The following is a 25,625-nucleotide window of genomic DNA, read 5'->3' on the forward strand; positions in this document are numbered from 1 at the left end:
TCATGGATGTTTGCGCAGACGCGGTCTAGGTCCGCGGTGCAGGCACGCCGGCGAGGAGATCACGCAGGACATCCTCCGGCCCCAGACCCTCCATCTCCAGATCCGCGCCGAGCACGAGCCGATGGCGCAACACCGCGGGGGCCATCGCCTTGACGTCGTCGGGGGTCACGTAATCGCAGCCGTTCGCGAGCGCATGTCCGCGCGCGGCGCGCACCAGCGCGATGCCGGCGCGGGGACCGGGTCCGGTCTCCACGCCGGGCCAGTCACGCGCCGAGCGGACCAAGCGCACGGCATAGGCGAGGACGCTGTCGTCGATGCGCAGACGTGCTGCGACCTGTTGCAGCTCCAGCAGATCGGTTGCGCTCAGGATCTCGCGCACGCCCGAGACGTCGAGCCGGTCGCCGACCCGATCATGGGTGACCTGGCGCACCATGGCCAGTTCTTCATCCGCATCCGGGTGATCGACGATGACCTTGAGCAGGAAGCGATCGAGCTGTGCGGCGGGCAGCGGATAGGTCCCCTCGTGCTCGATCGGGTTCTGGGTCGCAAAGACCAGGAAAGGCGGACTCAGTGTCAGCGGGGTGCCTTCGATCGTTACCTGCTGCTCCTGCATCGCCTCGAGCAGCGCGGCTTGCGTCTTCGCGGGCGCCCGGTTGATCTCGTCGCCGAGCAGCAGGTTGCAGAAGATCGGACCGCGCCGGATCCGGAACGCCTCGCTCTTCATGTCGAAGACGGCATGTCCGGTCACATCGCTCGGCATCAGGTCGGGCGTGAACTGGATCCGCGAGAAACGCCCGCCGACTGCGGCCGCGAGTGCGCGTACCAAGAGCGTCTTGCCGACACCGGGCACGCCTTCGAGCAGCACATGGCCGGCCGCGGCCAAGGCGACCACTGATTCGCGCACGACCCGCGGTTGGCCCACGAGGGCACAGCCGATGGCGGATTCGAGCGCAGCCAGTGTATCGGCGCAACATTGAACGTCTGCGGATAGTCTCATGTCCGGTCGGTCCACGCCGGCTCGCGTGCACCGAGCCCGAGCCAGCGCAGATCCAGGGCATAGGGTGTGAGGGCCTCGGGCGGCGGCGTGTGTAGTGTCTCCGGTGCAGGGGGCGATGCGGGCTCGACGACGCAGCGCTCGGCCCGTCGCGCGGCGGCCTCGGCGAGGTCGGCGGGGAGACCGTCGTAGCCGCCGCCGCTCGGTCGCCAGTCGTGCAGGGTGGCGTGAAGGGCGTCGGCGTGCGCCGGATGCCACAGCGTCAGCGACAGCGGGCCTTGGGCGGGCAGTGCGGGGTGCAGCCCCTGCCAGGGCACGAAGCTGCGATAGCGCAGGCCGAAGACCTTCGCCAGCCCCTGCGGATCATCCTCCAAGCGCCAGGGCAGTTGAACCTCGCCGACGGCGATCCGCCAGTCGGCGAAGTCATCCGACGCCGCCCCCTCGACCGCACGCAAGCAGATCTCCAGGCGCGCCGTGCTCGCGTCCACGAGGCGTGAGGTCTCTTGATCCTGGCGACCGACATCGCCGATCAGGGGCCAGAATTCCACCGCGCGGCGGATCGTCAGCTCGCAGTCCCGATGCCGTACGCGGGCGATCAGACGCAGACTGTTGCGCCTCAGCAGCTCGGCCAAGGGTGCCCCGAGGGCTAGGCCTGCGGTGCTCAGATCGTCGAGCACCTCCTCAAGGTCGCGCTCGAGATAATAGGGCAGGGCGTAGCGGTCGTGCAGCTCGTCGCCGTGATCCCGCAGCGGGGCATCGAAGTCTCGGACGGCGAGCATCGCGATGATGGCGCGCAGCAGGGCGGCGAGCGCCGCGGCGCGCTCGGGCGTGTGCTGCATGCGCAGGGCGCGGAGCTCGACCAACCCCAGTTTTCCACGTCCGGGCACATAGGGGTTCCAGAGCTTCTCGATGTTGAGCTCGGCACGGTGGCTGTTCCCGATGGCATCGGTCAGCAGCTGCGACAGTCCCGACCACAGCGTCTCGGCGTCGGGGGGCGCTCCCCGCTCCAGCAAGGCGAGTGCGAGGGCCAGCTCGCGGAAGGCGTCGCGACCGCGCTCGTCGGCGCGCACCGCTTGCCCGGAGCCGCCGATGTGGTCGTGCGCGAAGAGATAAGAGAGCGAGGGATGTCGGTTCAGATAACGCACCAGGCGCGGCAAGACGCGCGGCGCAACGAAGAAGGGACTCTCCTGCGGGCTGGGGCCGCCGAAGGTGATCTGTCCGCCGCCGCCCGAATCCGCGACCGAGCCGTTGTAGTAGAGACGGTAAGGGGCGAGTCCGAGCTCGGTGGTGGCGGCATAGAGCGTGCGCGTTGCGGCAAGCAACCCGGTCACGTCGGGATAGGGCGCCATGTTGATCTCGATCACCGCCGGATCCGGGGTGATCGTGGTCCAGGCGACGCTCGCATCGACGGGGGGCGGGTGGCCGGTCAGCAGGAGCGCCGGCAGACCGGCGTTCGTGGCCGCTGTGCCGATCGCGGCGAGACAACGCGCAAATTGCTCGACCGACTCGCAGTCGGGCAGCTCGATCCGGGCCACCTTCGCACCTTGCCAGTCGATGCGGTCGAGAACGAAGCAGGGTAGTCCGTGCGCGGCAGCCACGTCGTCGGGCTGCAGGTCCGCGAGCGCCGGATCTCCAAGCATTGACTCGGAGAGGCCGGGATTTCGGTCGTCCTCGCCAGGCGCGCCGACGTCGCCCGGAAAAAGGGCGAACACATGGAGACAGCCTTCGGCACCGGCGACCGCCTTCGCCCCGCAGCCGATCCCCCGCAGGCTTGCACAGAGCTCGCTCTGCAGGACGCCGAGATCGCAGTCGCTGCCCGTTGTCGTTGCGAGTGCGGGGTCCGGCGGTCCGCGCCAGACGGGCGTGCCGTCGCGCCGGGCGTAGAGACCGAGGCTCCAGCGCGGCCGATCCTCGCCGGGATACTGACGGCCTTGGGTGCGCAGAACCAGGCCGCCCATGCGGCTCTGCAGGGCGCACAAGAGTTGCTCGGCGCGTTTCTCCTTGTCCTCTCCCAGGGCGCTGCTCAGCCACTCGGGGGCCTCGGATAAGCGATCGGTGAAGGTCGGCTCGGTGCCGACCCAGATCGCCGGACCCATGGCCGCAACGGCCTCGTCGTGTGTGCGAACGGCGCGGTCGAAGTCCGTCGTGTCCCAGTCCTGCCGGCTCATTGCCCGGCCTCTCCGCATGGGGTTTCGCCCCCGCGGCCATGCCTCGGACGGTCGTGGGCGACGAGGCCCAGGCGCGATGCGGCGAACGCCGCGGTGACCGGCCGGGATTCAATGCTGTGTGCAGTCTGCGTGATCTCGGAGTGCATGCCCGGCAACCTTGCAAGGCCGGGGTATCGGAATGATCCCCGGTCGATCCAGCGCCGGATCATGCCACGGGTCGAGGCGAAGGCGACAGTCCCGCGGCAGCCTCCGAGGCTTGCCCGAGCCGCCCAACGGGACTAGCATCCTTCGCGGAATCCGCGCTGGACGACTGAATCTTCGCCTTCTTTTTTCCGCAGACCCGAGTTTTTCGGTGTTCGGAGCCGCAGGCGGTCCAGTCCCGGGCGGTCATCCCTTTCTCCGTCGACGAGGGACCATCATGCGTCCGAACAGCGCGACCGCGACCCGTTTTCAGGTTGAATTGATCAAGCCCTCGCACTACGACGACGACGGCTACGTCATCCAGTGGGTCAAGGCATGGATCCCGTCCAACTCGCTCGCGAGCCTCTACGGACTGACCCGCGCCGCCGACCGGTCCGGGGTTTTGGGCGAGGGCGTGCGCATCGAGGTCAACGCCTACGACGAGACCAACACGGTGGTCCCGGTGAAGCGGATCATCCGTCGCATCCAAGACAACCGCGGTCGGGGTCTGGTCTGTCTGGTGGGTGTCCAATCCAACCAGTTCCCCCGCGCAATGGATCTGGCGCGACGCTTTCGGGCGGCAGGGCTACAGGTCGTCATTGGCGGTTTTCATGTCAGCGGCTCCTTAGCAATGCTCCCGGGCGTCCCCCCCGAGCTGCAGGAGGCCATGGACCTGGGCGTCACCCTTTTTGCCGGCGAGGCCGAGGAGCACTTCGCCGACCTGCTCCGGGCCGCCTACGCACGGCGCTTGGAGCCGCTCTACAACCACATGGCGGAGCTCCCGGACCTGCAGGGCAAGACCATGCCCTATCTCCCGCCAGAGGTGGCGCGGCGCTATGCCCCCATGCCCGGGACCTTCGATGCCGGGCGCGGTTGTCCCTTCCTTTGCAGCTTCTGCACCATCATCAACGTGCAGGGCCGAAAATCCCGCTTCCGCGACCCGGACGACATCGAGCAGCTGTTGCGCGCCAATCTCGCACACGGCATTCGCCATTATTTCATCACCGACGACAACTTCGCGCGCAACCGCAATTGGGAGCCGATCTTCGAGCGCATCGCCGCGCTGCGCCGCGAACTCGGCGTGAAGCTCAACTTCACCATCCAGGTCGATACCATGTGTCACACCCTGCCGGGGTTCGTGACCAAGGCGCGGGCGGCGGGTGTTTCGCGCGTATTCATCGGGCTGGAGAGCGTCAACGCGGACAATCTGAAGTCCGCGCACAAGAAACAGAACAAGATCGCCAACTACCGCAACATGCTGCTCGCCTGGCAGCAGCAACGCGTGACCACCTATTGCGGCTACATCCTGGGCTTTCCGGACGACACGCCGGAACGCATCCTGAACGACATCGAGACGATCAAGCGCGAGCTGCCGCTCGATATCTTGGAGTTCTTCTGTCTGACGCCGCTGCCCGGCTCCGCCGACCACCAGGCGCTGCACGCGAGGGGTGCGCCGCTCGATCCGGACCTGAATCGCTACGACCTCGAGCATGTCTGCACGACCCATCCGCGGATGAGCGCGCAGGAGTGGCAGGGCGTCTATCGTCGCGCTTGGGACAGCTACTACTCGATGGCGCACTTGGAGACCCTGATGCGGCGCGCCGCGGCCTTCAACCGCAATCCGAAACGCATCATGGAGATCGCACTGGAGTTCTACGGATGCTTCAGGTTCGAGCGGGTGCATCCGCTGCAGGGCGGGTTTCTGCGTCGCAAGGTCCGCACGGAGCGGCGCTCGGAGTTGCCGATCGAGCCCGTGTGGGTCTTTTACCCGCGCCGCGCTCGGGAGGTCGCGACCACCTATGGAGGCTTGATCGCCTACGCCTGGCAGGTGTGGCAGCTTTATCGGCGGGTGAAGGAGGAAACGCAGCGGCCGGAATACCGCTATTTCGATCAGGCGATGGAGCCGGTCGACGAGGGAGCGGACGCGAGTCCGGAGACGACGTCGGCTGCCGCGTAACCGCGGCCGTCCGTGCGGAGGTCGAAGGCGTGCCCGATGGGCGCCCTCCGACCTCCGGGTATTGCGTTAGGCGGAGTGGTCGTTCAGCCACTTCCCGATAGCGGGGGTGACCTCTTTCTGAGCCTTGCCGCTGACATAGATGCCGATGTGCCCGCCGGGGAAGGCAAGCTCGGTGTAGTCGGTGCTGCCGGTCAAGCCCTTCAGCGCCCTGGAGGCATCCGGCGGCACCAAGTGGTCCTGCAACGCATAGATGTTGAGTACCGGGCAGGTGACGTTCTTCAGATCCACTTCCCGGCCCGCCAGCATGACGCCGCCGTTGATGAAGCCGTTGCGCTGATAGAAGTCCTTGATGAACTGGCGGAAGGTCTCGCCGGCCTGATCCGGGCTGTCGAAGATCCACTTCTCCATGCGCAGGAAGTTCTTGATCTTGTCCGGGTCGTCGAGCACATCGACCATGTTGACGTATTTTTGACCGGTCAGGCTGAACGGCTTGAGCGACAGGAAGGTCCAGTTCAGAAGCTCGCCCGGAATGTTGCCCATGGTGTCGACCGCGAGGTCGATATCGACGTTCTGCACCCAGGCAGACAGGAGATTGTCCGGGGTCTTGAAGTCGACCGGGGTGACCATGGTCACCAGGCTGTTGACCTTGTCCTGGTGCATCGAGCTGTACATCAGGCTGAAAGCACCACCCTGGCAGATGCCGAGGATGTTGATCTTATCGATCCCGTGCGCCTCGCGGATGTGATCCACGCAGCGGTCGAGATAGCCGTTGATGTAATCGTCGAGCGTGATGGCGCGGTCGGCCTGATCCGGGTAACCCCAGTCGACCAGATAGACGTCCTGACCGGTGGCCAACAGACCCTTGATGGTGGAGCGGTCTTCCTGGATGTCGGTCATGTAGGGCCGATTGACCAGGGCGTAGACGATCAGCAGTGGCACCGCCTCGGGGGTGACGCCTTCGGGCGTGTCGTAGCGGTACAGCACCAGCTTGTCTTCGGAGTAGACCGGCTGCTTGGGGCTCACGCCGGTGTCGATCTTCTCGGCGTTGAGCAGGTTTTCCATGCCTTGGCCGAGCTTACGGGAATAGTCCAGCATTTCCTGGGTGAGCTTGTCGGGCCGGATATCGATCGGGATCATCACGGTTCGGTTCCTCGCGGTATTCGTTGGATACGCGTCTGCGGCGCCCGGTTCTCGGGGGGCCGCAGGGCGCGTGATTTCTGTGGTGACGGCCAGAGCTAGTCGGTGCTCTTGGTCGCGGCCTTCTTGCGCACCGGTGCCGTGGCGGCGGGTGCGATGGATTTGATGGCCGTTGCGGGCGACTCGATCGGGGTGCCGGCGAGGGCCGCAACCTGACGTTCGAGTGCGCGCAGGCTCTGGCTGAGCTTCTTGTTCTCGCGCCGGGTCTCCTGCAGACGATCCTGAAGGGTGCGCAGCTCGTTGCGGCTCGGCATGTTCATGGCGCCGAGGTTCTCGTCGACCAGGACCGCCATGCGCTTCTTCAGGGCCATCTGGGCGTTGACCAGATGGCCGTGGATCTGGGCGTACTCCGGGGTCGCGACCTCTTCGGCATAGACGGCCTCGCAGGACATGACCCAGTGATCATAGAGCGCGCGCGCCGAATCGATGCTCTTGCCGCTGTCGATGACCTCTTGGATGTAGCCGCCCATCCGCTGCACGGATTTGACGCCGAGCTGGGCATAGAAGCCGTTGTATTCCTGCAGCGCCTTCTGGTAATCCATGGAGGCGCGGATCAACTCTTGGTACTGGCCCTGCTCCTCGCGGGTGTAGCCCAACCCGGGCGCGGACAGCACGCGATTGAAGCTGTCCTTGACCTGATCGTGCGGCATGTAGCGCAGCGCATCGCCGGGCATCGGCGACATCGAGGACATCATGCGCTGCCAGTTGTCGAGCGGCATCTCCCAGAAGGACATCATGCGTTGCATGACATTGCCGCCGTCGTCCATCGAGCCGCTGAAGTTCTTTTGGATGTCTTCCAGCGCCTTGGTCCAGAACGCCATGCCGTCGGCCGGGGAGGCCGTGTCGCCCGGCTTGCCGGAGGCAAATGCCTCGCCGAAGCGGAAGAAGACCTTGCCCTGCTCCATCATCTTCTCCATGAAGGACTTGGAGGCATCGGGTGCAGCCGGCGCGAGCGCCTTCCACCAATTGTCGAGCGCACTTTCCCACGGGTTGGTGAGCTGGCCCATGCCGCCCTGCGAGCCCATCGCCTTGCGGCTCATCTCGGTCCAGCTGTCCCAGTACTTGCGTTGCAGATCCATCCAGCTGTCGTTGAAAAAGGTTTCATTACTCATGGTTTTGCCCTCCTTTGGGTCACTTTGCAGCACACGTTAGCACGTCGATTTGTGCACTGCAACAAAGCGGCGTAAGATCGGGGTTGCTCAATCGGCGCGAGCGGGGCATTTTAGATCCCGCGGCCGGGTCTAGGCGTCACGACCGGCCACCTCCGAATAGGCGTCCACTCCAAAATTCATAAGGCATTCACACCATGAGCGACAACATCGTGATCGTCGATGCGGGCCGTACCGCAGTCGGCACCTTCGGCGGCAGCCTCTCTTCACTCCCCGCGACCGACATCGGGGCCGTCGTGCTCAAGGCGTTGATGGAGCGCACCGGAATTTCCCCGGATCAGGTCGACGAGGTGATCCTCGGCCAGGTCCTCACCGCAGGCGTGGGCCAAAATCCGGCGCGTCAGACGACCCTGAACGCGGGACTTCCCCACTCGGTGCCGGCCATGACCATCAACAAGGTCTGCGGCAGCGGGCTGAAGGCCGTTCATCTGGCGATGCAGGCGGTAGCCTGCGGCGACGCCGATATCGTGATCGCCGGCGGCCAAGAGAGCATGAGTCAGTCCGCGCATGTCCTGCCGCGCTCGCGCGAAGGGCAGCGTATGGGCGATTGGGCGATGAAGGACACCATGATTGTCGATGGTCTTTGGGATGCCTTCAATCAGTACCACATGGGCGTGACGGCAGAGAACATCGCCAAGAAATACGAATTCACCCGGGATGCGCAGGATGAGTTTGCGGCCGCATCGCAGCAGAAGGCCGAGGCGGCGATCAAGTCGGGACGTTTCTCCGACGAAATCATTCCGGTCGCCATTCCGCAGCGCAAGGGCGACCCGGTCGTCTTCGCCACCGACGAGTTTCCGCGCCCCGGCACCACGGCCGAGACGCTCGGCAAGCTGCGCCCGGCGTTCGACAAAGCGGGAACGGTGACGGCCGGCAACGCATCGGGCATCAACGACGGGGCCGCGATGGTCGTCGTGATGAAGGAATCCAAGGCCAAGGAGCTCGGTCTCAAGCCGATGGCTCGCCTGGTCGCCTTCGCGAGCGCCGGTGTGGATCCGGCCATCATGGGCACCGGCCCGATCCCGGCTTCGACCAAGTGTCTGGAAAAAGCAGGTTGGACACCCAAGGACCTCGACCTGATCGAGGCCAACGAGGCATTCGCCGCGCAGGCGATGTCGGTCAATCATGAGATGGGCTGGGATCTGAGCAAGGTCAACGTGAACGGCGGCGCCATCTCGATCGGTCATCCGATCGGTGCCTCCGGGGCTCGCGTGCTGGTCACCCTGCTCTACGAGATGCAGAAGCGCGATGCCAAGAAGGGTCTCGCGACACTCTGCATCGGCGGTGGTCAAGGTGTGGCCCTGGCTGTCGAGCGGGTCTGATCCGAGAGCAGGCGGGGAAGTTCCCGGGCGAGGGATCGCCGGGCCCCGCAGGTCGTACCCCGTCGCGACTGGGGTACACTTCTTCGGACTGAAGGACGAAACGGCCCAGATGCCTATGAACGAAGAGCGCATCATCAAGAAGTACCCGAATCGGCGCCTCTACGACACCGAAGTCAGTCGTTACATTACGCTAGCGGACGTGCGCGATCTTGTCATGAGCTGCACCGCCTTCAAGGTGGTCGACACGGCGAACGACAACGACATCACGCGTTCCATCCTGCTGCAGATCATGCTCGAGGAGGAGAGCGGCGGCGAGCCGCTGTTCAGCGCGACCATGTTGTCTCAGATCATCCGCTTCTACGGCGGTACGCTCCAGGGCATGTTCGCCCGCTATCTGGAAGGCTCGCTGGACCTCTTCTCGAAACAGCACCATGAGCTGGTCCGCTCGCTGGGCGAGACCCCTTTCGATGCCATGACGCGCATGACTCAAAAAAACGTCGAGCTATGGTCGGAGATCCAGGGCGAGCTCATGCGAGCCGCGGGATTCGATCTCGGCGGTGATCGTCGGAGCAAAACCGATCGCAAGACGCCGGCCCCGACCGACGTCGAGGGCAAAGGCCGTGACGAATCCGTCTGATCCGAGCGGGGAGTAGGTAGGGCTTTGTATCGCCAATCCATTCGATTGACAAATCCAGGGTTGACAGGTGCCGGGCGGGCGACTATTGTGCACTGCAACAATTGCTGCACTGCACAACATATCGGAGCAACCTTCATGACGACCAACGACACCATCAACACCGTCAACGAAATCAACACCAAGAACGTCGAGCGTATGACCAGCCTCGGCGAGCTGAACGTCCGCATCTTCGAGAAGATGTCGGCGCGCCAGATGGATGCCATGAGCCTTTACATGGAGCACGCCATGCGCATGATGAAGCTGGCGACCGAGTCCAAGGGCTACAACGAGTTCTTCAAGGGCCAGGTCGAGGCCACCAAGGAGCTGAGCGAGCGCGTTCTGGCCGAAGGCAAGACCAGCATGCAGGCCGTCAGCGACGTGCGTGACGACTATCGCACCTGGTTCGAGAAGAACATGGCCGACGTCTCCGCCGATCTGCGCAAGGCTGTCCCGGCTGCCTAATTCGGCAGTTCGTTAAGCTCGACTCGGCAGCCCAAGGACGGGCCGCCATTCGCAAGTCTCCTGCACAGGGGACTTGCGAATGGTTCGTAATCGGAAGATCTTGGACCACCGTGAGCGGATCGCGCGTTGATCGCTCCGGAACATCACAACGACACACCAATAAAAACCTGGAGGAAAGAGACATGGCTCGCATCGCACTCGTGACCGGCGGTATCGGCGGAATCGGCACCTCGATCTGCACCCGACTGGCACAGGACGGCTGCACGGTCGTCGCCAATCACCATCCTTCCGAGGCTGCCGCTGCGGAAGCCTGGAAGAAGGATCGCGCCGCCGAGGGCTTCGCCATCGACACCTTCGCAGCCGACGTGTCCTCCTTCGAAGACAGCGCTCGCATGATCAAAGAGATCACCGAAACGCACGGCCCGGTCGACATCCTGATCAACTGCGCCGGTATTACCCGCGACAAGACCTTCAAGAAGATGGAGCTTGCGCAGTGGGAAGCAGTGATGCGGGTCAACCTGGACAGCGTCTTCAATGTGACCCGTAACGTCTGGGAAGGGATGCTGGATCGCGGCTTCGGTCGGATCATCAACATCTCCTCGGTCAACGGACAGCGCGGGCAGTTCGGTCAAGCCAACTACTCCGCCGCCAAGGCCGGTATGCACGGCTTCACCATGGCCCTGGCTCAGGAAGGCGCATCCAAGGGTGTCACGGTGAACACCGTCTCGCCCGGCTATGTCGAGACCGCCATGACCCTGGCGATGGACGACACCGTGCGCAACAGCATTATCTCGGGCGTCCCGATGCGTCGTATGGCACAGCCTGCCGAGATCGCCGCGGCGATCGCTTTCCTGGCCGGCGACGAGAGCGCCTACATTACCGGCGCGAACCTGCCGGTGAACGGCGGTCTCTTCATGCACTGAGGGGCTCGTCACATCTAAACCGGGTCCGGTGCCGTTAAAATCGGCATGAGGTGAGGTCAACCTCCCGCAGACAAAGACCTCGGCGAGACGCGGTTTAGAGATCGAATGTCGGAATTCAGAACATCGATGTCTTGGGCCTGCCGGCGATACGCGGAGCCTGAAACGTTAAGATCGATACCAGTGTCCTCCTCGTCTCTCTCATCATGAGACGTTTCCAGCCCGGCTCCCCGCCGGGCTTTTTTTTGCCTCGGGAAATTCCGCTCGGATCGGCTCTGGAAAAAATCCCGCTGAATCCGCTACCCTGTCGACATAGGCATGACCAGGTCGGAGTGGCGGACGACTCGCGACCTCATTGCCCCTCGATGCAGACTCGGCAGCTGTTGGATCAGGATATGACCGACCTCGACACACTCTACAAGATCGATTATTCGGCTTGGGCGGAGCGCCACGTCCAATTGCTGCGTGCCGGGCGCTACTCGGAGCTGGACGTCGAGCATCTCTTGGAAGAACTGAGCGACATGGGAAAGAGCGAGCAGCGCGAGCTCGAAAACAGATTGACCATCCTGTTGGCGCATCTGTTGAAATGGGAGTATCAGTATCGAACCCTGTCCGAGCGCTGGCGCGAATCCAAAGGCGACAGCTGGCGTGCGACCATCATAGAACAGCGCAACCGGCTGGAAAAACTGCTGACACAGGCCCCGGGTCTCAAGGCACGATTACCTGCAACCATCGGCGAGGCGTATGCCGACGCAGTCGGGTTGGCCAGCGATGAAAGCGGTCTGCCGTCGAGCACCTTTCCAGACCAATGCCCCTACAGCGCCGAGCAACTGTTCGATAAGAACTTCTACCCGGCGCACCCTGAGGGGCAGGCCCAGTCCGGACGTCATGAAACCTGATCAGCGACCCTGTCCGGGATGACCGATTCCGGCGTCGACCGAGCGCGGCGAGCGGACGACCTTCAGCCCGAGTGCTCGCGGGCGATGGCCCGAAAACCGATGTCGCGCCGGAACTGACAGCCTTCCCACCGAATGTTCTCGACGGCTCGGTAGGCTCGGGATTGGGCCTCGGAAACGCTGTTTCCGAGTGCAGTGACGCAGAGGACGCGTCCGCCGTTGGTGAGGATTGCCGATCCATCCGCCTTTGTGCCAGCCTGGAAGACCTTGACGTCCGAGGGCAGCGCGGCGTCCAGCCCGCTGATCGGGTGGCCGGTCTCGTAGCTGTCCGGATAACCGCCGGCCGCCATGACCACGCCCAGCGCGGGTCGCGGATCCCAGACGGCCGTGACCTGATCGAGACGACCTTCGATCGCGGCGAGACAAAGCTCGACCAGGTCGGATTCCAGACGCATCAAGAGCGGCTGGGTCTCCGGATCACCGAGTCGGCAGTTGTACTCAAGCACCTTGGGCTTCCCGTCGGCGGCGATCATGAGGCCGGCATAGAGGAAACCGACATATTGGATACCCTCGGCGGCGAGTCCCGCGACCGTCGGCTCGATCACCTCGCGCATGACGCGATCGTGGATCGCCGGGGTGATGATCGGCGCCGGTGAATAGGCGCCCATGCCGCCTGTGTTGGGTCCGCGGTCGCCGTCGTCGCGGGCCTTGTGGTCCTGAGAGGTGGCAAGCGGCAGGACGTGCGTGCCGTCGACCATGACGATGAAGCTTGCCTCCTCGCCGGTCAGGAATTCCTCGATGACCACGCGGTTGCCGGCGCTGCCGAAGCGCCCGGCACCGAGCATGTCCTGCACCGCCGCCTCCGCGGTCGCGAGATCCTCGGCCAGGATGACGCCCTTGCCCGCGGCGAGCCCGTCGGCCTTGATCACGATGGGCGCGCCGACCCGGCGCAGATAGGCGAGTGCGTGCTCGGTTTCGGTGAAGACGCCGTAGGACGCCGTCGGGATGCGATGGTGCGCGAGAAAGTCCTTGGTGAAGGCCTTCGAGCCCTCGAGCTGAGCGGCGTCTCGGGTCGGTCCGAAGCAGCGCAGACCGGCCGCCTTGAAGGCGTCGACGACGCCCGCAACCAGCGGTGCCTCGGGGCCGATGATGGTCAGGTCGATCGACTGCTCGGTCGCAAAGCGCACCAGTGCAGGCACATCCTCCGCCGCGATCGGCAGATTCTCCACCTTGGGCTCGTGCGCGGTTCCGCCATTGCCGGGCGCAACGTAAACACGTTCGGTCAGCGGCGATTGTGCGGCCTTCCAGGCGAGGGCATGCTCGCGCCCGCCATTGCCGACGATCAGGATCTTCATACCTGCCCCTTATGCTTGAAACGAGACGACGCCGCGCCGACTCGACTGAATGAATTGGACGATGGCTTGGGTCTCCGGGCCCGGATATTCCTGCTCGGCTCGGGCGAGTGCCTCGCCCGAGCGCAGACCGGAGCGGAAGACCAGCCGATAGACGGCCTTGATGCGCGTGCGCTGCTCCTGCGAGAAGCCGCCGCGGCGCAAGCCGACCACGTTGAGCCCCACCATACGCGCCCGATGACCGTCGACCAGGGCGAACGGCGGCACGTCCTGCGCAACACCCGTCACCCCGGCGACCATCGCATAGGCGCCGATCCGGCAGAATTGATGGACGGCGACCTGCCCCGAGAGGAAGGTCCGATCCGCGACCTCGACATGACCGGCGAGCGTGGCCGTGTTGGCGAAGATGTTGTGATCGCCGACGATGCAGTCGTGTCCCGCATGCGAGAAGGCCATCCAATAATTGTGGCTGCCGATCCGGGTGCCCGACTCCGACTTGATGCCGCAACTGATGTTCACCCCTTCCTTGAAGTGATTGTGATCGCCGATCACGAGCGGCCGCGCCAGCTCCGGCTTGAAACCTAAATCCTGAGGCTCCGAGCCGAGCGTCGCCCCGTGACAGACCCGGTTGTGCGCGCCCATCCGCGTCGAGCCGAAGATGCGCACGCAGGACTCGATTCGACAGCCTTCGCCGATGACGGCCCCGGACTCGACGATCGAATAGGGGCCGACACTGACCGAGGGATGCAGCTCGGCACCCTCTTCGATGATCGCACTCGGGTGGATGCCCATTGAACCGCGTCCTGTGTGAGTCTAAAGGGGTTATGGCGTCGATCGAGGTCGGCGCCTCATGGAAGCTCTGAGTCGACGCGGTTCAAGAGATTAAAAAACTTAAAATATCTTAAATCGCGTCGACTCCCGCGTGGGTTGATGGCCGCAAGGCCTCGCCGAAACGAAAACAGTCCCTGTCGGGCCGGACGCGATTTAATGCCTGAAGTGCCGCATGCCCGTGAAGACCATCGCGATCCCGTGATCGTTTGCCGCGGCGATGGTCTCCTCATCGCGCATCGAGCCGCCGGGTTGGATCACGGCCGTGATCCCGGCCGCCGCGGCCTGATCGATCCCGTCGCGGAAGGGGAAGAATGCGTCGGAGGCCATGACAGCGCCGGGCACCGCGAGGCCCGCCTGCTCGGCCTTAATGACGGCGATGCGCGCGGAGTTGACCCGGCTCATCTGGCCCGCACCGACCCCGATGGTCATGCCGTCGCGCCCGTAGACGATGGCATTTGATTTGACGAACTTGGCGACCCGCCAGGCGAAGAGGAGGTCGGCTAGCTCCTGCTCGCTCGGCGCACGCTCGGTGACGGTCTTCAGCGACTCGGTCAGGCGCAGGTCCGCGTCCTGGACCAGGAGCCCGCCGTTGACCCGCTTGAAGTCGAGACGATGGACCAGCTCGCTGTCCCACTCGCCGCATTCGAGCAGACGGACGTTCTTCTTGGCCGCGACCGCCTCGCTGGCCTCGGCGGTCACGCGGGGCGCGATGATCACCTCGACGAACTGACGCTCGACGATGGTTCGGGCCGTCTCGCCGTCGAGCTCGCCGTTGAAGGCGATGATGCCGCCGAAGGCCGATTCGGGGTCCGTCCTGTAAGCACGCTCATAGGCGTCGAGCAGGTTGGCGCCCAGGGCGACGCCGCAGGGGTTGGCGTGCTTGACGATGACGCAGGCCGGACCCTCGGAGAACTGCTTCACGCACTCGAGCGCCGCATCCGTATCGGCGATGTTGTTGTAGGACAGCTCCTTGCCTTGGATCTGGCTCGCCGTAGCGATGCTCGTCTCCAAGTCGCCGTGCTCGACATAGAAGGCCGCGTTCTGATGTGGATTCTCGCCGTAGCGCATGGATTGCTTGCGACAGAGCTGCAGACTCAAGGTACGCGGGAAGGCGCCGGGCACGTCGGTCGCGAGCCGTGCGCCGAGATAGTTGGCGATGGCGCCGTCGTAGCGGGCGGTGTGCTCGAAGGCCTTGACCGCCAGGTCGAAGCGCGTGGCCTCGCTTACCCCGCCGTGCGCGGCGATCTCGGCGGCGATGCGCGGGTAGTCGGCCGAATCCACGACGACGGTGACGCTCGCGTGGTTCTTGGCCGCGGCACGCAGCAGTGTCGGGCCGCCGATGTCGATGTTCTCGATGGCCGTGGCCAAATCGCAGGCCGGATCCGCCACCGTCTGCTCGAAGGGGTAAAGATTCACGACGACCAGGTCGATCGGCTTGATCTCGTTCTCGCGCATGACCCGGTCGTCGACGCCGCGCCGACCGAGGATGCCGCCGTGGATGCGCGGATGCAGGGTCTTGACCCGACCGTCCATCATCTCGGGGAAGCCGGTGTAGTCCGAGACCTCGGTGACGGGGATGCCCTGCTCGGTCAGGAGCCGGGCGGTCCCGCCGGTGGAGAGGATCTCCACACCTTTGGCTGCAAGGTCGCGGGCAAAGGCGGCCAAACCGGTCTTGTCGGACACGCTGATCAGGGCGCGATGAATGGATGGCATGTGGGTCGATCCGGGTCTGATGATCTGAAAGGGGCCGACGGTGCGGCCGGCGATGCGGGTTCAGCGTGCGCGCTCGATCCCGTAAGCGGCGAGTCGTTTGCGCAGGGTGGCGCGCGTCAAGCCGAGGATCTTTGCGGCGTGGCTCAGGTTGCCGTTGGTATGGTCCAGAACGGTCTCGAACATGGGGCGCTCCACTTCCTCGAGCACCAAGGCGTAAAGGTTGACCACGTCATGGCCAGCCATGTTTTCCAGATAGAAGCGCAGTGCATCCTGCACACATTTGCTCAAGGGGTCGGTGCGATCCGCCTCCACCACCTGCAGCCCGGTCGCGGTCGGTGCGGATACGCTGTCCAGAGCGACTGAATTCATGCTGCTTGATTCTCCGTTTCGGGGCATTGCTCGAAGAACGCGGCGACCCGCGACAACTGCTCCGCCGGGGTTTGTGTCCCGTTGACGATGTCTCTGAAGGCCGCTGCACCCGGTAAGTAACGGCAGTACCAGGAGATGTGTTTGCGTGCGATCCGCACGCCGGCGTGGGCGCCGTAAAAGCGATACAAGGCATCGAGATGCTCGCGCAGGAGCGCATGAATCCAGTGCCTTTGCGGCTCGACCGGCAGGGTACCCGAGGTCAGGTAAGCCGCGACGTCGCGGAAAATCCAGGGACGCCCCCGGGCCGCGCGTCCGATCATGATAGCATCGGCGCCGGTGCAGTCCAGAACCTGTTTCGCCCGTTCGGGGCTTGCGATGTCGCCGTTGGCGATGAGCGGTATCGACACGGCCGCGCGGATGGCACGGATCGTGTCGTACTCTGCGGGCACCCCGTAGCTGCAGGCGCGCGTGCGCCCGTGAACGGTGAGGGCGGCGATCCCGGATGCCTGCGCAATCTGAGCAATCCGCACGGCATTGCGGGTCTCGGGCGACCAACCGGTGCGGATCTTCAAGGTGACCGGGACGGCGACCGACGCGACCACCGCCTCCAGGATCCGCCCGACCAGGATCTCGTCGCGCAGCAGCGCGGAGCCCGCCGCACGTTTGCAGACCTTCTTCGCGGGACAACCCATGTTGATGTCGACGATGTCGGCGCCCAGGTCGACATTGATGCGGGCCGCTTCGGCCATGTCGAGCGGATCCGCGCCGACGATCTGCGCCGAGACGGGACAGACCTCGCCTGCATAGTCCAAACGCCGCACCGATTTGCGGGTACCCCAAAGCGCGGTGTTCGACGAGACCATCTCGGCGACCGCAAGCCCTGCCCCCAGGCGCCGACAGAGCGTGCGGAACGGCCGATCGCTGATCCCGGCCATCGGCGCGAGAATCAGGTTGTTTTCGAATCGGTATGGGCCGATGGCGAATGCGCGTTGCATGGAAGACTCATTGCAGGATCTGGATTGGAATCGATCGAGGTGCGGCGTCGTGCTTTGATCATATCCCGGCCGACGCGCATGGAGCGCGGTCTCCCGAGGATCGAGGAGTTGCGCTTGACCCGCCCGCCGTCAGGCCAGCGCAAAACGCCGACGACACGTCGGCGTTCCGGGGATATCGGGTTGCGCGGGAAGAGTGCGCGCGTTGCCGATCGCCGCCCTTACCGCAACGTTCCGCAGATGAGCGCCCAATCCTCGCGCAGTCGCGTCGGCGCAAGCGCGATCCGTTCGGCATAGGCAGCACGGACCGTCTCGACCTGCTCGGCAAGTACACCCGAGACGGCCAAAGCGCCGCCCGGCCGCAGCGACTCGACGAGCCGAGGCGCCAGCGTGATCAGCGGCCCGGCGAGGATGTTGGCGATGGTCACATCGACCTTCAGCTCGGGCACCTCGTTCGGCCCGTAGATGGCGAGCCGGTCGGCGACCCCGTTGGCGAGTGCGTTGTCCCGCGTCGCCTCCAGCGCCTGAGGGTCATGGTCGACGGCGATCGCCCGCGCAGCGCCCAAGCGCAGCGCCGCGATCGCCAGGATCCCCGAGCCGCAGCCGTAATCCAGGACGGTCTTGCCGTCGAGGTCGGTACCGTCGAGCCACTCCAGGCAGAGTGCGGTGGTCGGATGATGCCCGGTCCCGAAGGCCAGACCCGGATCCAACGCGACCACGACGGCCTCGGCGATCGCCTCGGGATCATCCGGATCCTGTCCGTGCGGACAGACCCAGAGACGCCGACCGAAGCGGGTCGGCTTGAAGGTGTCGAGCCAGACGCGCTCCCAGACCTGATCCTCGATCCGCTCGACAAGAGCCGGACCGGTCGCCCCGGCGCGCGGCTCACGAGCCAGCTGATCGACTAAGCGAGCGACCAGCGCCTCGCTCTCGGGATCCGCATCGAACAGCGCCGAGACCTTGACCTGCGACCAGAGCGGTGTTTCCCCCGGCCCCGGCTCGAGCTGAGGCTCGTCGGCCGCATCCGCGAGGGTCACCGAGAGTGCTCCGGCGTCTTCCAGGAAGGCGGCGATTCCTTCGGCGTCCGGCTTGGAGACCTCGATCGAAAGCTGCAGCCAGGCCAATTAAATCGCGTCCCGGAGAATATGTGCAGTGTTCATTTGGTCTCGATCTCGCAGCAGTTCGTAAACGTCGGAGTCGACGCGATTTAAGTGATTAAGAGTTTTCATTTCAGGTGAATTTCAGGAACACGTATTCCGACCGCACATGTTTGGAAGACATGGAGGGGAATGTAGGGGCGAATTAATTCGCCCCTACACGCAGGTAGATCCTTCCCCGAAAATCACCTAAGCATTCAATGTTCCTAAAATTCCTGAACCGCGTCGTGCCGAGCCATCAAATCGCGCCGATGTGGGCTTTACCTCGAGCACCGCATGTTGCTCCAAACGCGGTTCAGCCCTACATGCCGAGCTTCTTTTCCAGATAGTGGATATTCGCCCCGCCCGCCAGAAACGCCCCGTCCCTTAGGATCGACCGCTGCAGCTTGATATTGGTATTGATCCCGTCGATCACCGTCTCGCGCAGCGCATTGCACATCCGCGCGATGGCCGCCTCGCGATCCTCGCCGTGGGTGATCAGCTTGCCGATCATGGAGTCGTAATAGCGCGGAACCGTGTAGCCGGTATAGATGTGTGTTTCCAGGCGCACGCCGGGGCCGCCCGGGGCATGGAACTCGGTGATCTTGCCGGGGCTCGGCATGAAGGTCTCGGAGTCTTCGGCGTTGAGACGGCACTCCACGGCATGGCCGCGGATCACAATGTCTTCCTGCTTGTAGCGCAGGGGCTCGCCGGCGGCGATCAGGATCTGTTCTTTGACGATGTCCACGCCCGTGACCATCTCGGTCACCGGGTGCTCGACCTGCACGCGCGTGTTCATCTCGATGAAATAGAAGCAGCCGTTCTCATAGAGAAACTCGAAGGTGCCGGCACCGCGGTAGCCGATGGTGCGGCAGGCCTCGGCGCAGCGCTCGCCGATCTCGTGACGTTGCGCCTCGGTGATGCCGGGCGCCGGCGCCTCTTCGACGACCTTCTGATGGCGGCGCTGCATGGAGCAGTCGCGCTCCCCGAGATGGATGGCGTTGCCGTGCTCGTCGGAGAGGACCTGGAACTCGATATGACGCGGGTTCTCCAGATACTTCTCCATGTAGACCATGTCGTTGTTGAAGGCCGCGGCGGCCTCCGCCTTGGTCAGAGAGATCGCATTCAGCAAGGTCGCCTCTGAATGGACGACTCGCATGCCGCGACCGCCCCCGCCGCCGGATGCCTTGATGATGACGGGATAGCCAATCTTACGAGCCATCTCGAGGGTGCGTTTCTTGTTGTCGTCGAGCGGCCCATCGGAGCCGGGCACACAGGGCACGCCGGCCTTGTTCATGGCGGCGATCGCCGAGACCTTGTCGCCCATCAGGCGGATCGTCTCGGGCCGCGGACCGATGAAGATGAAGCCGGAGCGCTCGACTCGCTCCGCGAAATCCGCGTTCTCGGAGAGGAAGCCGTAGCCCGGATGGATGGCGACCGTATCGGTGACCTCCGCCGCACTGATGATGGCCGGCACGTTGAGATAGCTGTGCAGCGAGGCGGCCGGGCCGATGCAGACCGACTCGTCGGCCAAGAGGACGTGCTTGAGGTCGCGGTCCGCTTCGGAGTGCACCGCGACCGTCTTGATGCCCAGCTCGCGACAGGCGCGCAGGATCCGGAGCGCGATCTCGCCCCGGTTGGCGATCAGGACCTTCTCGATCATTGCAGGCATGGTGGCGATGTCTTTGCTGGAGGAGGCGCGACGCATCGGGGAATGCGCCGGCGCTTGACGACGGGGGCGCTGCCCTCCGCCCTTATTCGATGACGAACAGCGGCTGGTTGTATTCGACCGGCTGACCGTTCTCGACCAGGATCCGTCTGATCTTGCCGCCTTGCTCGCACTCGATCTGGTTGAGGATCTTCATCGCCTCGATGATGCAGAGCGTCTCGCCGGCCTTCACACTTTGGCCTTCTTCGACGAAGGGCTTCGAACCCGGCGAGGGAGCACGATAGAAGGTGCCGACCATGGGCGAGCGCACGACCTCGCCTTCCATCTCGTCAAGATCCTCTTCATCGGAGGCTTTGGCGGCGGGCGCCGGAGCTGCCGCGGGGCCGGCGGCCATGGGCATCGCTTGAGGCATGTACATCGGCATGGCGCCGCTGCCGTGTCGGCTGATACGGACCGATTCCTCGCCCTCGTGGATCTCGATCTCCGCGACGTCGGATTGCTCCAACAGCTCGATCAGCTTCTTTACCTTGCGGATATCCATGGTCAGTGGTTCTCGTTGGAAAGGTCCGGCGCGAGCCGACCGGCCGCGGCGCGCAATGCTGAAAAGTAGCCCTCGGCCCCGAGTCCGCTGATCACCCCGACGGCGATGTCGGAGAAATAGGAGTGGGCCCGAAAGGGCTCCCGGGCGTGCACGTTGGAAAGGTGCACCTCGATAAAGGGAATCCCGACCCCGAGCAGTGCATCGCGCAGGGCGACGCTGGTGTGGGTGAAGGCGGCGGGATTCAGGATGATGAAGCGAACCCCTTCGTGCGCGGCACGGTGGACCGCCTCGATCAGGACGTGCTCGGCGTTGCTCTGGATACACTCCAGCGTGAAGCCCTGAGCCCGTGCCGCATCCTCCAAGCCTTGGTGGATCTGCGCCAGCGTGGCGCGACCGTAATGCTCCGGCTCGCGGGTGCCGAGCAGGTTGAGGTTCGGTCCGTTCAGGACCAGGATCGCCGCCATCCGGTCAATTTACTCCAACGCGTCCGAGGCTCAGTGTACCCGCCGGTCCCTTTGGGATCGGCGGCAAATCGGCGCGAATTGTGCGGATTTTACGCGATGTTGTCCAGCTAAGACGCGTCCTCGTCGGGCGCCGGCCGGTCCTCCGCCTTGACCAGCGCGTCGAGCTCGGCCTTGAGCTCGGCGGCCGTGACCTCGCCTGTGCGGCTGAAGACGCGGCGCCCGCGGCGGTCGAAGATGACCGTGAAGGGCAGTCCTTCGACCCGGTTGCCGAGTCGTTTCGAGAGGGCGACCGCCTCCGGGTTGGCCATCAGGATGGGGTAGTTGACCGGGTACTGGGCCACGAACGCCTCAACGTCTTCGAGGCGATCCACGGCGATGCCTACGACCTGCACACCGGACTCGCCGAGTGCCTCCTGCGTCTGGATAAAAAGCGGCATCTCGCGCACGCAGGGCGGGCACCAGCTCGCCCAGTAGTTGATCACTACGACCTTCCCGGCCCACGCATCGCTGCTGATCTCCGATCCGGCTAGGTCGGTCAGGCCGAAGTCGGGCAAGGTCTGAAGGGGCGCAGACTGGCGGACCGAGAGTACTGCCTCGGGCTTCGGCGCTTCGATCCAGCGTTGTCCGACGACGGCAACCCCGATGCTGATCCCCCCAGCAAGCAGGATCACCATCCCCACCCGAACCGCACTCATGGCGCGGCCCGGCGCAGATGCTCGACGAAGGCGTCGGCGGGCTTGAAGCCGACCAAGCGATAGTTCTTGCGCTCTTCTCCCGAGGTGTCGAAGTAGAGGATGGCGGGCGGTCCGATGATGCCGAAGTGCTTCATCAGGGCCTGATCATCCGCGTCGTTTGCCGTCACGTCCGCCTTGAGCAGGACGAAGCGCTCCATCTCGGCGATCACCGCGGGGTCGCTGAAGGTATAGCGCTCCAGCTCTTTGCAGGTCACGCACCAGTCGGCGTAGAAGTCGAACATCACCGGCTTGCCGAGCGCGCCCGCCTTGGCGACCTCGCGATCGAGGTCCTCGAGCGTCTTCACGGGGGTAAAGACCGCCTCCGCAGCGGCACCGCCACCGCCGCCGCCCACGGCAAGTCCGCGCAGCGGCTGGACCGTGTCCTTCCCGCCGGCCGCCGCGCCGAGCAGCATGAGTGCGCCGTAGATGAGCAGGAAGACGCCGAGACCCTTCCAGAGCTTGCTCCAACCGCTTGCACCCTGCGGCAGTTGGGTCAGTGCGCCCATGTAGACCGCCGAGCAGATCAGCAGCAGCCCCCACAGCAGCATGGCGACCGCCGGCGGCAGGATCCGCTCCATCATGAAGATGGCCACGCCGAGCAGGGCAACGCCGAACACCGCCTTGACCGCATCCATCCAACCGCCGGCGCGCGGCAGCAGCTTGCCGGCCGAGGTGCCGATGGCGATCAGAGGCACGCCCATGCCCATACTCAGCGCGAACAGGGCGATGCCGCCGAGCACCGCGTCCCCGGTTTGGCTGATATAGATGAGCGCGCCGAAGAGCGGCGGAGCCACGCAGGGTCCGACGATCAGCGCGGAGAGCAGGCCCATGATGGCCACGCCGATCAGGGTGCCGCCCTCCTGCTTGTTGCTGATCTCCGCGAGCTTGGACTGGAAGCTCGACGGCAGCTGCAGGTCATAGAAGCCGAACATGGACAGCGCGAGCAGCACGAAGATCAACGCGAAGGAGGTCAGGACCCAGGGGTTCTGGAAGGCCGCCTGCAGATTCGCGCCGAAGAGCCCCGCCAGCACGCCGACGACCGTGTAGGTCAAGGCCATGGCCAAGACATAGACCAGCGAAAGCGTGAATGCCTTGCGTGTGGTGATGTTCGGGCCCTGTCCGGCGATGATGCCCGAGAGGATCGGGATCATGGGGAAGACGCAAGGGGTGAAGGCGAGCAAGAGTCCGAACCCGAAGAAGGCCGCGATCACCACCCAGACGCCGCTGTTGGCGAGGACGGAGGCGATCCGGTCCTGCTCCGAGACCGTGTCGTCCGCATCCGATGGCGCACTTGCCGTCGGCGCGTCGGTTGCCGTGGCCGCGGCGGCTGCCGTGGGCAGAGCCGCCGTCACCAGCGCCTCCGGCAGGCTCAGCGTCACCCTTTGGGTCTGCGGCGGATAGCAGATGCCGATCTCGGCGCAGCCCTGATACTTGGCGATCAGGGTCACCTCCGTCGGCGCGCTCGACCCGCGCAGCAGTGGCAGGGTCAGATCGACACGGTCGTGATAGACCTCGACATCGCCGACGCTGCCGTCCGGAAGGATCGAGTCCTTCTTGATGTCTCCGGCGGGGCGCTCGTAGGGCCCGATGGCGACCTCGCTCCCGTCCTCGAGCGCCAGCTCGAGCATATGGCTGTAGAGATAGGTCCCCTCGGCGACGTCCCAGGTCAACTGGATCTGGTCCGGGCCCGCGACCTCCGCGGAGAAGAGGAATGCCTCCTCGGCGGGGAGGATGTCGTCGTCCGCGCCCAAGCCGAGCGATTGGCCTAAGCCCGCCAAGGCCTTCGGCGACTGCTCGCGCTGAGTCGGCGACGGGGTCTCGGCCGCGGGAGCGGCCTCGGCGGCGACAGGGGTCGCGGCAGCCATCTCCGGCAGCTCGAGCAACAGGCGCTGGCGATGCGGCGGGTAGCAGAGTCCGGCATCGGCGCAGCCCTGCGAGGTCGCCTCGAGGGTCAGGAAGTTACCCGACCCGGTCCCACGCGTGACCGGCACCCGGATCTCGACGCTGTCGCGATAGACCTGGACCTTGCCGAAGAACTCGTCCTCCTTGGTTTCGGCTGCGGGCATGCGCGGGCTGCCGGTTGAGATACCGACGGTATCCGCCTGGAACCCGAACTTGCTCTGATACATGTAATAACCGTCGGCGATCTCCCAGCGCACCCGAACGGCGTCCGGACCGTCGGCCTCGCCCGAGATGCGGAAGGCCTGATCGGGCATCAGGAACTCGTCCTCCGCCGAGGCGAGCGGCAACACTCCGGCGACGATCAGCCAGGTCAAGGCGACGGCCAAGAGCCGTCTCGCGGCGGATGTCCCGCGCGACGGGCGATGTCCCGGACCCTGTTGTTCGGTGGCGGTGTCGTCGATGGCGGTTTGGCGCCGCTCGACGGCGGCCCCGATCCCGGGGCTCAGTCGTTGTGGTCGGTGCATGTCGTTACCCAGCTCAGATAGTCGGGGAGTCCCTCGGTGACGGGGACCGCGATGATTTCCGGAATCTCGTAGGGATGCAATGCGCGCAGGCGCTCGGTCAACGCCGCGACACGCTCGCGCGTCGTCTTGATCAAGAGTAAGACCTCGGCGTCGCGCTGGATCCGGCCCTCCCAGCGATAAATCGAGGTGATGCCCGGAAGCAGATTGGCGCAGGCGGCAAGGCGCTCCTCGACCAGTGCCTCGGCGATGCGCCCGGCCGTGGCCTCGTCGGGACAGGTGCAGAAGATCAGGCGATGGTCTGCCGTCATGCTGTGGGTCGGCGGCGTTTCATGGCGTTTCATCAGGTTCGGGGTTCCACTATCCTGCAAGGGGTCAGCCTTCTTCTACCACAATGTTTGTCGGTTTAAGGGATCTCGGTCGACCGAGCACGGACCGACCGACCACCTCCGGAGACCATCATCGTGCCTTTTTTGTTTCTGCTGATCGTCATCGGAGTGCCGATGATCGAAATCTACGTGATGATCCAGGTCGGCTCCGAGATCGGGGCATTTCCGACCATCGCCCTGGCCATCCTCACCGCCATCGTCGGGATCTGGCTGGTCCGCCACCAAGGTTTCGGTCTGCTCATGCGGGTGCGCGAGATGACCGATCGCGGCGAGGTCCCGGCCTTGGAGGTCTTGGACGGCGCACTGCTCCTTGTTGCGGGTCTCTTCCTGCTCCTTCCGGGCTTTCTGACCGACACGATCGGGTTTTTGTTGCTCGTCCCGCCCCTGCGGCATTGGATCGTCGGTCGCTATGTCCGCGTGATCCCGGTCCGGCCCGGCACGCCCCCCGGAGGCGCAGAGGACCCGAGGGTCATCGAGGGCGACTACCGGCGCGAAGATTGAGGCTCGTCGAACCCTCCGGCGCTTGACAGACGAGGATAAGGCTCTACTATTAGCACTCGTTTGAGATGAGTGCTAACAGAGCGGGCCGAAACGGGCTGCTCACCCGCACTCCGAACCCGTCAACCGCACGAGGAGACCACCACATGAAGATTCGTCCCCTGCACGACCGCGTCGTTGTCCGTCGCATGGAAGAAGAGCGTACGACCGCCGGCGGCATCGTGATCCCGGACTCCGCCACCGAGAAGCCCATCCAGGGCGAGATCATCGCCGTGGGCAAGGGCAAGATCCTCGACAACGGCGAGAGCCGTCCGCTGGATGTGAAGGTCGGCGACCGCGTCCTGTTCGGCAAGTACTCCGGCACCGAAGTGAAGCTCGACGGCAACGACTTCCTGGTGATGCGTGAAGAAGACATCATGGGTGTCGTCGAGGGCTGATGCCGAGTGCTCCCTTGCGGGAGCCCGCATACAAGCCATTCTCCGAACCCCTATTCGCGCCGATCGGCCGATCGATCAGCCCAACCCGGCTGGTTTGGACAACGAAACCTGATTAACCGAATTCAAGGATCAACAC

At 64.7% G+C, this 25,625-nt stretch carries 24 protein-coding genes; 8 read left to right on the plus strand and 16 right to left on the minus strand.

Annotated elements, in window-relative coordinates:
* Nucleotides 1–25: 25 nt before the first annotated feature.
* Both BLV04_RS07975 and BLV04_RS07980 read right to left on the minus strand, forming a co-directional pair.
* On the minus strand, nt 26–997 hold the full coding sequence (locus BLV04_RS07975) for an AAA family ATPase (protein ID WP_093029817.1): 972 nt from the start codon (nt 995–997) through the stop codon (nt 26–28).
* Nucleotides 994–3,162: a transglutaminase family protein gene (locus tag BLV04_RS07980; RefSeq protein ID WP_175534540.1), complete on the minus strand. Its 2,169-nt coding sequence runs from the start codon at nt 3,160–3,162 to the stop codon at nt 994–996. Before BLV04_RS07980 ends, BLV04_RS07975 begins: the two co-directional genes overlap by 4 nt.
* A gap of 418 nt (nt 3,163–3,580) precedes the next feature.
* Between BLV04_RS07980 and BLV04_RS07985 the strand changes: the two genes are divergently transcribed.
* Complete coding sequence (locus tag BLV04_RS07985; protein WP_093029821.1) at nt 3,581–5,299, plus strand: B12-binding domain-containing radical SAM protein; 1,719 nt, start codon at nt 3,581–3,583, stop codon at nt 5,297–5,299.
* A 66-nt stretch (nt 5,300–5,365) separates the two neighbouring features.
* Here BLV04_RS07985 and BLV04_RS07990 read toward each other — a convergent pair whose 3' ends face one another.
* On the minus strand, nt 5,366–6,436 hold the full coding sequence (locus BLV04_RS07990; RefSeq protein ID WP_093029823.1) for a class III poly(R)-hydroxyalkanoic acid synthase subunit PhaC: 1,071 nt from the start codon (nt 6,434–6,436) through the stop codon (nt 5,366–5,368).
* 98 nt (nt 6,437–6,534) lie between these two features.
* A complete protein-coding gene (gene phaE / locus BLV04_RS07995) occupies nt 6,535–7,608 on the minus strand; it encodes a class III poly(R)-hydroxyalkanoic acid synthase subunit PhaE (protein ID WP_093029825.1) in 1,074 nt (357 codons plus the stop codon).
* 194 nt (nt 7,609–7,802) lie between these two features.
* Here phaE and BLV04_RS08000 point away from each other — a divergent pair, with 194 nt between their 5' ends.
* From BLV04_RS08000 to BLV04_RS08020, 5 genes are all read left to right on the plus strand, one after another.
* The gene (locus tag BLV04_RS08000; RefSeq protein ID WP_093029827.1) at nt 7,803–8,987 is read left to right on the plus strand and encodes an acetyl-CoA C-acetyltransferase; all 1,185 of its coding nucleotides are present in this window, start codon (nt 7,803–7,805) and stop codon (nt 8,985–8,987) included.
* 115 nt (nt 8,988–9,102) lie between these two features.
* Entirely contained in the window at nt 9,103–9,624 is a 522-nt protein-coding gene (phaR, locus tag BLV04_RS08005; RefSeq protein ID WP_093029829.1) for a polyhydroxyalkanoate synthesis repressor PhaR, read from the plus strand.
* Between the two features lie 135 nt (nt 9,625–9,759).
* Complete coding sequence (locus tag BLV04_RS08010) at nt 9,760–10,125, plus strand: phasin family protein (RefSeq protein ID WP_093029831.1); 366 nt, start codon at nt 9,760–9,762, stop codon at nt 10,123–10,125.
* Between the two features lie 182 nt (nt 10,126–10,307).
* Nucleotides 10,308–11,048: an acetoacetyl-CoA reductase gene (gene phbB, locus BLV04_RS08015; protein WP_093029833.1), complete on the plus strand. Its 741-nt coding sequence runs from the start codon at nt 10,308–10,310 to the stop codon at nt 11,046–11,048.
* 392 nt (nt 11,049–11,440) lie between these two features.
* Nucleotides 11,441–11,944: a DUF29 domain-containing protein gene (locus BLV04_RS08020; RefSeq protein ID WP_175534541.1), complete on the plus strand. Its 504-nt coding sequence runs from the start codon at nt 11,441–11,443 to the stop codon at nt 11,942–11,944.
* 62 nt (nt 11,945–12,006) lie between these two features.
* Here the strand turns inward: BLV04_RS08020 and purD are convergent, their stop codons facing one another.
* The 12 genes from purD to cutA all read right to left on the minus strand — a co-directional run bounded on the left by purD (nt 12,007) and on the right by cutA (nt 24,476).
* The gene (gene purD, locus BLV04_RS08025) at nt 12,007–13,296 is read right to left on the minus strand and encodes a phosphoribosylamine--glycine ligase (protein ID WP_093029836.1); all 1,290 of its coding nucleotides are present in this window, start codon (nt 13,294–13,296) and stop codon (nt 12,007–12,009) included.
* Between the two features lie 9 nt (nt 13,297–13,305).
* Nucleotides 13,306–14,085 (minus strand): acyl-ACP--UDP-N-acetylglucosamine O-acyltransferase, encoded by a 780-nt coding sequence (gene lpxA, locus BLV04_RS08030; RefSeq protein WP_093029838.1) that lies wholly within the window; start codon nt 14,083–14,085, stop codon nt 13,306–13,308.
* 192 nt (nt 14,086–14,277) lie between these two features.
* Nucleotides 14,278–15,837, minus strand: coding sequence for a bifunctional phosphoribosylaminoimidazolecarboxamide formyltransferase/IMP cyclohydrolase (gene purH, locus BLV04_RS08035; RefSeq protein WP_093029840.1), 1,560 nt, complete (start codon nt 15,835–15,837; stop codon nt 14,278–14,280).
* 60 nt (nt 15,838–15,897) lie between these two features.
* Nucleotides 15,898–16,206, minus strand: coding sequence for a helix-turn-helix domain-containing protein (locus BLV04_RS08040; protein WP_093029842.1), 309 nt, complete (start codon nt 16,204–16,206; stop codon nt 15,898–15,900).
* Entirely contained in the window at nt 16,203–17,201 is a 999-nt protein-coding gene (gene dusB, locus BLV04_RS08045; protein ID WP_093029844.1) for a tRNA dihydrouridine synthase DusB, read from the minus strand. Before dusB ends, BLV04_RS08040 begins: the two co-directional genes overlap by 4 nt.
* A 218-nt stretch (nt 17,202–17,419) precedes the next feature.
* Entirely contained in the window at nt 17,420–18,322 is a 903-nt protein-coding gene (gene prmA, locus BLV04_RS08050; protein WP_093029846.1) for a 50S ribosomal protein L11 methyltransferase, read from the minus strand.
* A gap of 334 nt (nt 18,323–18,656) precedes the next feature.
* Nucleotides 18,657–19,997 (minus strand): acetyl-CoA carboxylase biotin carboxylase subunit, encoded by a 1,341-nt coding sequence (accC, locus tag BLV04_RS08055; RefSeq protein ID WP_093029905.1) that lies wholly within the window; start codon nt 19,995–19,997, stop codon nt 18,657–18,659.
* Nucleotides 19,998–20,088: 91 nt separating this feature from the next.
* On the minus strand, nt 20,089–20,544 hold the full coding sequence (gene accB / locus BLV04_RS08060; protein WP_093029848.1) for an acetyl-CoA carboxylase biotin carboxyl carrier protein: 456 nt from the start codon (nt 20,542–20,544) through the stop codon (nt 20,089–20,091).
* 2 nt (nt 20,545–20,546) lie between these two features.
* A complete protein-coding gene (aroQ, locus tag BLV04_RS08065) occupies nt 20,547–21,008 on the minus strand; it encodes a type II 3-dehydroquinate dehydratase (RefSeq protein ID WP_093029850.1) in 462 nt (153 codons plus the stop codon).
* Nucleotides 21,009–21,115: 107 nt separating this feature from the next.
* Nucleotides 21,116–21,703 (minus strand): TlpA family protein disulfide reductase, encoded by a 588-nt coding sequence (locus BLV04_RS08070; RefSeq protein WP_093029852.1) that lies wholly within the window; start codon nt 21,701–21,703, stop codon nt 21,116–21,118.
* Complete coding sequence (locus tag BLV04_RS08075) at nt 21,700–24,168, minus strand: protein-disulfide reductase DsbD (protein ID WP_217633671.1); 2,469 nt, start codon at nt 24,166–24,168, stop codon at nt 21,700–21,702. Before BLV04_RS08075 ends, BLV04_RS08070 begins: the two co-directional genes overlap by 4 nt.
* The gene (gene cutA, locus BLV04_RS08080; protein WP_093029854.1) at nt 24,147–24,476 is read right to left on the minus strand and encodes a divalent-cation tolerance protein CutA; all 330 of its coding nucleotides are present in this window, start codon (nt 24,474–24,476) and stop codon (nt 24,147–24,149) included. Before cutA ends, BLV04_RS08075 begins: the two co-directional genes overlap by 22 nt.
* A gap of 192 nt (nt 24,477–24,668) precedes the next feature.
* On the opposite strand from cutA, the gene BLV04_RS08085 reads away from it, so the two are divergent.
* Entirely contained in the window at nt 24,669–25,055 is a 387-nt protein-coding gene (locus tag BLV04_RS08085; RefSeq protein WP_371828637.1) for an FxsA family protein, read from the plus strand.
* A gap of 143 nt (nt 25,056–25,198) precedes the next feature.
* Entirely contained in the window at nt 25,199–25,489 is a 291-nt protein-coding gene (groES, locus tag BLV04_RS08090; protein WP_093029859.1) for a co-chaperone GroES, read from the plus strand.
* Nucleotides 25,490–25,625: the final 136 nt, after the last annotated feature.

The organism is Thiocapsa roseopersicina (genome assembly GCF_900106925.1).
Taxonomy (GTDB): domain Bacteria; phylum Pseudomonadota; class Gammaproteobacteria; order Chromatiales; family Chromatiaceae; genus Thiocapsa; species Thiocapsa roseopersicina.

Coding starts and splice junctions, on each gene's coding strand:
- BLV04_RS07975 (WP_093029817.1), bottom strand. CDS start 997: ATGAGACTATCCGCAGACGTTCAATGTTGCGCCGATACACTGGCTGCG.
- BLV04_RS07980 (WP_175534540.1), bottom strand. CDS start 3,162: ATGAGCCGGCAGGACTGGGACACGACGGACTTCGACCGCGCCGTTCGC.
- BLV04_RS07985 (WP_093029821.1), top strand. CDS start 3,581: ATGCGTCCGAACAGCGCGACCGCGACCCGTTTTCAGGTTGAATTGATC.
- BLV04_RS07990 (WP_093029823.1), bottom strand. CDS start 6,436: ATGATCCCGATCGATATCCGGCCCGACAAGCTCACCCAGGAAATGCTG.
- phaE (WP_093029825.1), bottom strand. CDS start 7,608: ATGAGTAATGAAACCTTTTTCAACGACAGCTGGATGGATCTGCAACGC.
- BLV04_RS08000 (WP_093029827.1), top strand. CDS start 7,803: ATGAGCGACAACATCGTGATCGTCGATGCGGGCCGTACCGCAGTCGGC.
- phaR (WP_093029829.1), top strand. CDS start 9,103: ATGAACGAAGAGCGCATCATCAAGAAGTACCCGAATCGGCGCCTCTAC.
- BLV04_RS08010 (WP_093029831.1), top strand. CDS start 9,760: ATGACGACCAACGACACCATCAACACCGTCAACGAAATCAACACCAAG.
- phbB (WP_093029833.1), top strand. CDS start 10,308: ATGGCTCGCATCGCACTCGTGACCGGCGGTATCGGCGGAATCGGCACC.
- BLV04_RS08020 (WP_175534541.1), top strand. CDS start 11,441: ATGACCGACCTCGACACACTCTACAAGATCGATTATTCGGCTTGGGCG.
- purD (WP_093029836.1), bottom strand. CDS start 13,296: ATGAAGATCCTGATCGTCGGCAATGGCGGGCGCGAGCATGCCCTCGCC.
- lpxA (WP_093029838.1), bottom strand. CDS start 14,085: ATGGGCATCCACCCGAGTGCGATCATCGAAGAGGGTGCCGAGCTGCAT.
- purH (WP_093029840.1), bottom strand. CDS start 15,837: ATGCCATCCATTCATCGCGCCCTGATCAGCGTGTCCGACAAGACCGGT.
- BLV04_RS08040 (WP_093029842.1), bottom strand. CDS start 16,206: ATGAATTCAGTCGCTCTGGACAGCGTATCCGCACCGACCGCGACCGGG.
- dusB (WP_093029844.1), bottom strand. CDS start 17,201: ATGCAACGCGCATTCGCCATCGGCCCATACCGATTCGAAAACAACCTG.
- accC (WP_093029905.1), bottom strand. CDS start 19,997: ATGATCGAGAAGGTCCTGATCGCCAACCGGGGCGAGATCGCGCTCCGG.
- accB (WP_093029848.1), bottom strand. CDS start 20,544: ATGGATATCCGCAAGGTAAAGAAGCTGATCGAGCTGTTGGAGCAATCC.
- aroQ (WP_093029850.1), bottom strand. CDS start 21,008: ATGGCGGCGATCCTGGTCCTGAACGGACCGAACCTCAACCTGCTCGGC.
- BLV04_RS08070 (WP_093029852.1), bottom strand. CDS start 21,703: ATGAGTGCGGTTCGGGTGGGGATGGTGATCCTGCTTGCTGGGGGGATC.
- BLV04_RS08075 (WP_217633671.1), bottom strand. CDS start 24,168: ATGCACCGACCACAACGACTGAGCCCCGGGATCGGGGCCGCCGTCGAG.
- cutA (WP_093029854.1), bottom strand. CDS start 24,476: ATGACGGCAGACCATCGCCTGATCTTCTGCACCTGTCCCGACGAGGCC.
- BLV04_RS08085 (WP_371828637.1), top strand. CDS start 24,669: ATGATCGAAATCTACGTGATGATCCAGGTCGGCTCCGAGATCGGGGCA.
- groES (WP_093029859.1), top strand. CDS start 25,199: ATGAAGATTCGTCCCCTGCACGACCGCGTCGTTGTCCGTCGCATGGAA.